Annotated in this window: 7 protein-coding genes; 4 read left to right on the top strand and 3 right to left on the bottom strand. The window is 50.6% G+C overall.

From position 1 onward, the window contains the following. A partial coding sequence (locus tag Q0W37_RS14765) for a glycosyl hydrolase 53 family protein (RefSeq protein WP_297702310.1) occupies positions 1-1,352 on the bottom strand: 1,352 nt, incomplete at its 3' end. Between the two features lie 99 nt (positions 1,353-1,451). On the opposite strand from Q0W37_RS14765, the gene Q0W37_RS14760 reads away from it, so the two are divergent. Both Q0W37_RS14760 and ung read left to right on the top strand, forming a co-directional pair. After that, positions 1,452-2,729, top strand: a complete 1,278-nt coding sequence (locus Q0W37_RS14760; RefSeq protein ID WP_297702309.1) for a class I SAM-dependent methyltransferase — start codon at positions 1,452-1,454, stop codon at positions 2,727-2,729. 30 nt (positions 2,730-2,759) lie between these two features. Beyond that, positions 2,760-3,437, top strand: coding sequence for a uracil-DNA glycosylase (ung, locus tag Q0W37_RS14755; protein WP_163415143.1), 678 nt, complete (start codon positions 2,760-2,762; stop codon positions 3,435-3,437). A 48-nt stretch (positions 3,438-3,485) separates the two neighbouring features. Here ung and Q0W37_RS14750 read toward each other — a convergent pair whose 3' ends face one another. Together Q0W37_RS14750 and Q0W37_RS14745 are read right to left on the bottom strand one after the other, a co-directional pair. Next, the gene (locus Q0W37_RS14750) at positions 3,486-4,604 is read right to left on the bottom strand and encodes an aminopeptidase (RefSeq protein WP_297702308.1); all 1,119 of its coding nucleotides are present in this window, start codon (positions 4,602-4,604) and stop codon (positions 3,486-3,488) included. Between the two features lie 104 nt (positions 4,605-4,708). Next, positions 4,709-5,647 (bottom strand): AgmX/PglI C-terminal domain-containing protein, encoded by a 939-nt coding sequence (locus tag Q0W37_RS14745; RefSeq protein WP_297702307.1) that lies wholly within the window; start codon positions 5,645-5,647, stop codon positions 4,709-4,711. Positions 5,648-6,236: 589 nt separating this feature from the next. On the opposite strand from Q0W37_RS14745, the gene Q0W37_RS14740 reads away from it, so the two are divergent. Both Q0W37_RS14740 and Q0W37_RS14735 read left to right on the top strand, forming a co-directional pair. Further along, positions 6,237-7,076, top strand: a complete 840-nt coding sequence (locus tag Q0W37_RS14740) for a NifU family protein (RefSeq protein ID WP_297702306.1) — start codon at positions 6,237-6,239, stop codon at positions 7,074-7,076. A gap of 24 nt (positions 7,077-7,100) precedes the next feature. Then, the coding region (locus Q0W37_RS14735) for a sodium/proline symporter (RefSeq protein WP_297702305.1) at positions 7,101-8,305 on the top strand (1,205 nt) is incomplete at its 3' end.

Below are 8,305 nucleotides of genomic sequence, written 5' to 3'. Positions count from 1 at the left end.
GGTTCCCAGAAGAAAGCGCCTATCCAGCGGTCCATGCCGCGGATTAATTCGTCTGTTCTGCCTCGCGAACCATCAAACGGATAGTGATTTTCTGCATCGCCGCCATTGTATTCGGCTACGATAAATTCGAGGTTCGGATAATCTGCCGTTAATTTTTCAAACAAATTCTTCCAATTTTCTGGAAGGCCATCACCATACGCCGTATAAGCGGAAAAGCCCATTACATCTGCCGGAACTTTCTGGTTGTTGAAAATTTCATTCATCCACCAATCGATAGTCGATGTTTTATGAATGCTTTCGATATGAAGTACGGTCTTGATGCCTTGCGAAACTGCTTTGACAGCACGAATTCCCGCCTTGAAATACTTCGCCGCATTAGCTTTCCCTGATGCGGTTCCCATATCGCCGTTAATGCTTGTCGAGGCCTTATCGACATTCTTGCCCCAGCAATTTGTATTTGCATTCGGGACATGGATCAAGATTCCCGGCGTAGTCTCGTTGCCAACTTGAACCATATCGGGAGTCGCTCCCACCTGCTTCAGCGTATTTACCAAATCGTAGGTGTAATTGTAAATGGAATCGGCAAGGGCGTCTGAGCTTTGCACGTTTCGCCAGCGGCTCGGAATGATCTGCTTGCCCGGATCAGCCCAGTTGTCGCTATAATGAATATCCAGAAGGAACGCCATACCTGCAGCCTTTACCTTCTGCGCATAGGCAACCACATGTTCCTTGTCGGCGTAGGATTCCGCATCATGGTCGCAGCCGGGAGCCGCATAGCCGTACTTTGCCGAGGGACTCACAAAAGTTTTCAGGCGAATAGCGTTGAAGCCATGATCCTTGAGGAGTGTAAAGATGCTTTTTTCTGAACCGTCGACATCGTAAAACTTAGCACCGAAACGTTCATATTCCTGCACCGTCGAAATGTCTGCGCCACGATAGAAATCAAAGACGGGCTGCGGATCCGATGACGAAGAATGCGGAGTATGAGCAGACGATGAATACTGCGAATCTGAAGAAGAACTCTCGGGCTGTTGCGCCGACGAAAGAGAAACTTCCTTTTCAGAAGAAGAAAGAGTCAACGCATTTTCAGAAGAATTCGGCAATTGCAAAGCAGAAGAAAGCGAAGCGCCAAACTCAGACGAAGATGATGACGAATTCTGCTCCGACAGAGCCGAAGAATCCGCCATTCTTGACGAAGAGCTGCTTTCGGTCAAAAGGGAATCAGCCCCCTCGGACGAAGAAGAAACTTCCCCCACATAATCTACAGGTGACGAATCGGAACTTTCGCTACAAGCCCAAAGCCCCAATAACGCGACTCCAAATGCAAAAACCAAGCCCTTCCTATAATCCATACCCTTAATCTAAACAAAAAAATGTCCTTGAAAAGTAAAAATATTTCAAAATTTTCCCCTCGTCTAGGCAACCATTATTCAAAATTGTAAATTTGCGATATGGAATTATGGAACCAGCTCACCTCCGCAAAGATACAGGACTTTATTACAAAAGCCCTTTCGAAGCGGATGGATGCGCTACAGGTTTCCACCCAGCTCCATAAGGACGGGTACAGCAACGAAGAACGCGCCGCCATTATGGATTACATGGCTCTCGTACCTAAATTTCGCGAAAAATTCGGCACCGATAAATTTCTCCTCTGCGACAAGCTCGCCCTGGAACAAAGTACAGCGCAGGATATCGGCCGTTGGAAAGCGAACCTGTGGCCAAGCGAAGGAGCCGTTCATGATTTGTGTTGCGGAATGGGTGGCGACAGCTTTTTCTTGCCCACGACGTTAAAAATCACCGGCGTAGACCTCGACGAAAATCGACTCGCCATGTTCCGCTACAATATGGGCACATTCGAAAAAAATGCCGAAACCGTTTGCGGGGACGTCCGCGAAATCGCCGAAAAAAAAATAACAGACTATTTCACAATCGACCCAGCAAGGCGTGCCCTAGAAGGCGAAAACCAGCGAGACTTGCGTAATCTGACGCCCACACTTGAAGAAGTCATCGAAATCAGCAAGCATTACAAGGGCGGAATGGTCAAGCTTCCGCCGGGATATCCACCCGCCGAAATTCCAATTGGCACCGAGATTCTTTACCTGGGCGGACACTCCGATTGCCGCGAATGCCTAGTGCTATTCGGCGAACTCGCAAAGCACCCCGACACCGTACGCGCCGTCATCATCGGCAAATCCGGAGACACCGTTACCGAATGGAGCCGCCCCCGCGACCGTTCGCAGGAAACTCTGGACGACGACCTTCAAGAAAAACTAGACCGAAACGACAGCCTCGAAGGCAAGGATCGCACCTACCGTACCGCAACGAGCAAGAGCGATCTTCCGCTCGGTGAAATCGACAAGTTCATTTCGGAACCCGCACCGGTCCTAATCCGCAGCCACCTATTCAACCAGGCCGCACTCGCCCACGCCCCGAACGCACACCTGATTTCCGAAGGAATCGCCTACGTCGCAAGTGCAGAACCGCTCCCCACACCGGGTTTCGCCTGCTACGAAGCCCTTGCCCATACCGAAATCGCTACAGGGGCCGTTCGCGCCATGCTCAAGGAACACGGCATCGGGAAAATCACCCTCAAGCTCCGCGGCGTAAAACTCGATCCCGATGCAGAAATCAAGCGCCTTAAGCCCAAGGGAAAGAACTCTGCAATCCTATTCTACACCCGCGCCTACGGAGAAAAAGTCGCCATACTAGCCAAAAGGGCTGAAACCTGACACCTCATTCTTATTTACTGTCTACTAACTATGTCCGTTAAACTAGAAGAATCCTGGCTGAATCTGCTCGCCGACCAATTCGAGCAGCCGTACTTTAAACAAATTAAAGAAAAACTTCTGCAAGAAAAAGCGGAACACCACGTGGTCTATCCGCCGGGATCGCAAATTTTTGCGGCACTTGACTTTTGCCCCGTCGACAAGGTCAAGGCGGTCATCATCGGGCAAGACCCCTATCACAATCCCGGCCAGGCACACGGTCTCTGTTTTTCTGTACCAATGGGAATCCAGCCGCCCCCCTCGCTCATCAACATTTTCCAGGAACTCCACGACGATTTGGGAATCAATCCCCCTCCGCACGGGAACCTCGAAAGCTGGGCGCATCAGGGCATTCTGCTTTTAAACGCTTCGCTCACAGTACGTGCCCACATGGCGGCAAGCCACGCGGGAATCGGCTGGCAGCAATTCACCGACACCATCATCAAGCGGCTTTCGGAAACCCGCGAGAATCTGGTGTTTTTGCTCTGGGGCAGTTTCGCCATCAAGAAACAGGAACTCGTCGCCAAGAATCGCGGACACCTCATTCTCACCGCACCGCACCCGAGCCCGCTTTCGGCCTACCGCGGCTTTTTCGGTTGCAAGCATTTCAGCAAAGCAAACGAATACCTCAAAAGCAAGGGGCTCGAGCCTATCGACTGGAGCATTAAGTAGATTCCCCATTAAAGAAGCCGCCCACAAGGACGGCTTCTTTGATTTACCCTATTTTCCGAGCTGATCCGGATTCAGGCACTTGAGTTCGTCGACAACAAAGATGCCGTCTTTACGGATAAGCTTATCGTCGAACCAGATTTCACCACCACCGTATTCCGGACGCATGATGAGCACCAGATCCCAGTGGATGGCGCTAATGTTGCCATTCGGAGCTTCTTCGTAGCAACGCCCCGGCGTAAAGTGGATAGAGCCCGCAATCTTTTCGTCGAACAGAATGTCGCACATGGGTGCATTCACGAACGGGTTGAAGCCGATGGCGAACTCGCCCACGTAACGGCCACCTTCGTCGGTATCGAAAAGCGCGTTCAGAGCCACGTTGTCGCCGGATTCGCAAGAGGCGTTCACAATCTTGCCATCCTTGAATTCAAGGCGGATATTGCTGAAGTACTTGCCGTCGTAAAGAGTCGGCGTATTGTAGTGAATCACACCATTCACACTGTTACGGACCGGTGCGGTATAGACTTCGCCATCGGGGATATTCATATTGCCGCAGCAAGGAATGGCCGGAATGTCCTTGATGCTGAAGGTCAAATCGGTTCCGTTTGCCACGAGGCGCACCTTGTCGGTACGGTTCATGAGGTCCACGAGGTTCTGCGCAGCCGCAGCCATTTTCGGATAGTCGGCAAGGCATGCTTCGAAGTAGAAGTCTTCGAACGCCTCGGAACTCATCTTGGCCCCCTGCGCCATGGAGGGGTTCGGCCAGCGAAGCACGCACCAACGAGTCTTATCGACACGATAATTCAGCACAGGCTCCGTAATCTTGCGGTAATTCATCATCTGCTTGCCATCGATATCGCAATTTTCGAGAGCGTTGTCGGCGCCGCGAATAGCGATGTAGGCCTGCATCTTCTGCATTTCAGCCATCGCAAGGTCAGCCTGCAGCTGCATCTGTTCGATGGATGCCGACTTGATCATTTCGCGACGGACACGGCCGCGGTAGTTATGCACGAATGCGTTACCGCCCACCTTGGCGACAGCCTTCACAAGTTCTGTCGTGACTTCGTCGGGAGTGTCGGTCGTTTCGATAAGAATGTTTTCGCCCGCCTTAAGGGCAATGGCATTGTTAATGAGATTTTCTGCTAACTTCGTTATTCTAGGATCGGTCATTGTAATGCTCCGTTTTTTGCAAGCTATAATATAGCAAAAGGAGATCGCCACGGCGCTACGCACCTCGCAATGACAAGAATACGTAGCATCCACGGCGAATTGATTTATTCCGTGAACGTGAACGGGATAGTCACGGTGGTGTTACCCGATTTCACCTTGCTGAATCTCCAGCGACCGACTGTATTCTTGATTTCACCGTCGAATTCGCCGTAGCCCGTCGTCGAAGACACCAGCGCGATGCTGATGATTTCGCCTCCCGGCGCAATCGTGAACTTGAGAGTCACCTTTCCCTGGAACCCCGGCTTCTTTTTGAGGTATTTATTGTAGACATGCCGCAGTCCAGGCGTACGCTGACGCACGACCTTCATGATATCAGTTGCGGAACGAGATGCAGGCCCGGAGCCCCATTCGATTTCATTTTCCCTGGGAGCCTTCGCATTTCCCATTGACCTGGTCGAAATGGCACCAGCAGAACCGCCAATCAAGTTGGAAATATCGTCGCCGATACCGCCACTGCCTCCGGCAAACATTCCCTGGTTGAAACCATCGCTGACTTTTCCGCGAACTTCTCCGATTTTTGTCTTACCAGTTACTTGCAGCCCATTCGTATTCTTGAGGACCTTATCGATATCCTTGGCAAAACTTTGCTTAATCAGGTCGTAGGCCGCGGCAGAGGCATTCGCCGTTTGGGCCTCTAGCGCATGGATTACGCCACGATTCAGCGGAGCGCGGGGATTACCTTTTCCTTTTGGTTTTCCGCTGTCACCGGGCCTTTTACGTTGTATATCCTTTGGCTTATGTTCTGGTTTCTTGTCGGGTTTCTTTTCCTCCTTTTTGTCAATGAGGTTCATGGTTGCTTCGATTTCGGTGGTTGGCGTATCCACAAAAAGGGAATCGTCAATAATCACCTCGTACGTCGTGGCCCAGAAGCACAAGATAATCGCGACCAGAAGCGATACGCCTGCAATGCGCACCATTTTCTTATCGGAATCCGGCAACAAGGACGCGATGAACGTATCCGATGTTTGGATTGTCATTGTCATGATTTTATCCTCCCTTTATCAGGGTTTAGGTGTTTTTAGATACAGGCAGGGACACACCCCTTTTGAAAGGGCATTATTCTTGCCTTGGGATAGACTTCGGAACGGGACTTTAAAGAGCAAGCCCATTACGCAAAGTCAAAGATGTCTAGGATACAGAACGACTGAATAAAGAAGTTTAATTTATCTTCAATTCATTATTCTTTCTTTTATTCAAAATTACAAACAAGTTATTATCAGTAATCAAACAATACCGAACAACACTTCATTTCTTCATTAGAAAACTACAAAGAAAAAAAGAAACTAGTTCACGAAAAAGAGTAAACAATTTTTCAACGTTTTCTTTGTAAACTCAGACAAAATAACAATATTCGTTTTAAAGCAAGAAATCGCTAAAAAATCAAAATTGAGCAAATCTTCAATTTACAAAAATATATACCAACTTAATTTATTCCAACTTAGAGTATTTTTTCTAAAAACGTTCATTTTCGTTTAGTATCCGTTACAATTCCCTACCAATCAAGAGGAAAAATCCCCTCAAGAGCGGATAACCCCTAAATAAAGGTCTACGGAAATTGCTAAATTTGGGCGCATGAATGACGAATTGAGCGCAAACCTTTCCCAAAAGTTGCAAGAAATTGCAAAAGCTCCCAAATACCGTGGAGCCATTTTTCAGATTGAGGCCGACGAAAAAGGCCTCGCCCTTGTCGATGTCAAAGAAGCAAGTCTAAAAGTTTACCTGATGATCGACCCGGAATGTGACAAGATTTTGGAAACACGCTTTTTTACATACGGCGGACCGATATTCACGGCCCTTGCAGATACCTTCTGCAAAAAAATCCAGATGGCGACCATCGACGAAGCCTGCGCCATTACCGCAGAAAGCCTCGAGAAGGAACTCCGCGATACACCCGATGTTCCTGCCATCGCCGAAAGCGCTCCCGAAATCAAGCAGATGGACACGCTCATCAAGCGCGTGTACGATGTATATCCCGAAAAGAAGGCAACGGCAATTCTTGTCCGCGAAAAGATGGAGCGAATCAAGTACCGCACTCAGACCGCCGAAGGCCGCGCCGAAGCTGACGCAGAATGGAACGCTCTTACCAAGGTTCAGAAAATCGAAAAAGTGGAAGCCTGGCTGCACCAGTCCGTTCGCGGAATGTTGCAGGGAGATGGGGGCGACGTTGAAATTCTCGACCTCACCGAAGACAACCGCTTAAAAATTCGTTACCAGGGAGCATGTGCCGGTTGTGGCTCGGCTATGGGCGGAACGTTGTTCTATATCGAAGATGAACTCAAGAACAACGTTTACTATAACTTAATTGTGGAGCCCGAAGACCCGCTCGACCAGTATAACGTCAACGAAATGTCCGACGCCGACCGCAACCTGGCTGGCCTCGACGACAACAATCCCCCGCCAACGTTGTTCTAGTTTGGAAAAAAAAGGAGTAAAAAGATGGTTTTAGCCGTTTTCATTCTATACCTATTGATGATGCTCGGTATCGGAGCATACTTTTCACGCAAGGCGAACAGCCTGAATGCCTACTACCTGGGCAACCGCGGCATGAACAAGTGGGTCGTGGCCATGTCCGCGCAGGCCTCCGACATGAGCGGCTGGCTTTTGATGGGCCTCCCGGGCGCCATCTTCGTGAGCGGTTTCTCCGAAGCGTGGATCGGCATCGGCCTCGTGATTGGCACATACCTCAACTGGAAAATCGTGGGCCGCAGGCTCCGCAAGTACAGCCACTTCTGCGGCGATTCCATTACGCTCCCCGACTTCTTTGCGAACCGTTTCCGCGACAACAAGGGAATCATCCGCGTCATCGCCTCCATCTTCATTCTCGCGTTCTTCCTGTTCTACACGGTTTCGGGCTTTGTGGCTAGCGCAAAACTCTTCGGCACCATCTTCGGCATGAACTACACCACCGGCCTTATCATCGGTGCGGTTGTCGTGGTGAGCTACACCTTCATGGGCGGATTTTTCGCTGTGTGCTGGACGGACTTTATCCAGGCGACCATGATGCTCATCGCCGTCATCGCCATCCCCTCGATTATCATGGCCGGCTCGGGCGGTTTTGCAGCCACCATGGATGCGGTGAACGCGCAGAACCCCTACCTGATGAGCCTGTTCACCAACGCCACCACCGGCAAGTCCATCGGGCTGATTGCGTTGATTTCTAGCCTCGCGTGGGGCCTCGGCTACTTCGGCATGCCGCACATCCTGGTGCGCTTCATGAGCATCAAGAACGCCGAAGACATCAAGTTCTCCCGCCGCGTCGCCATGACCTGGGTCACCATCTGCCTGGGCGCCGTCATCATGATTGCCCTCCTTGGCCGCTACTATGTAGAAGCCCACGGCATCAAGGTGGACGACCCCGAACGCATCTTCATGATTTTGTGCCAGGTTCTTTGCCACCCGGCCATTGCGGCCATCATGATGGCCGCAATACTCGCCGCCATCATGAGTACAGCCGACTCCCAGCTGCTTGTTTCCGCTTCTGCCTTCAGTAACGACCTTTACAAGCACCTGTTCCGCAAGAATGCGAGCAACAAAGAAGTCATGTGGGTCAGCCGTGGCGTGGTGGTGCTTATCACCGTTATCGCCGTCATCGTGGCCATGCAGGGCGCTCCCAGTGCCGACGGAGTGAAGCACGGCAAGAG

This window comes from uncultured Fibrobacter sp., from assembly GCF_947166265.1.
GTDB lineage: Bacteria > Fibrobacterota > Fibrobacteria > Fibrobacterales > Fibrobacteraceae > Fibrobacter.
The sequence above is the reverse complement of the archived record's forward strand: the minus strand, read 5'-3'. Positions and strand labels throughout refer to the sequence as shown.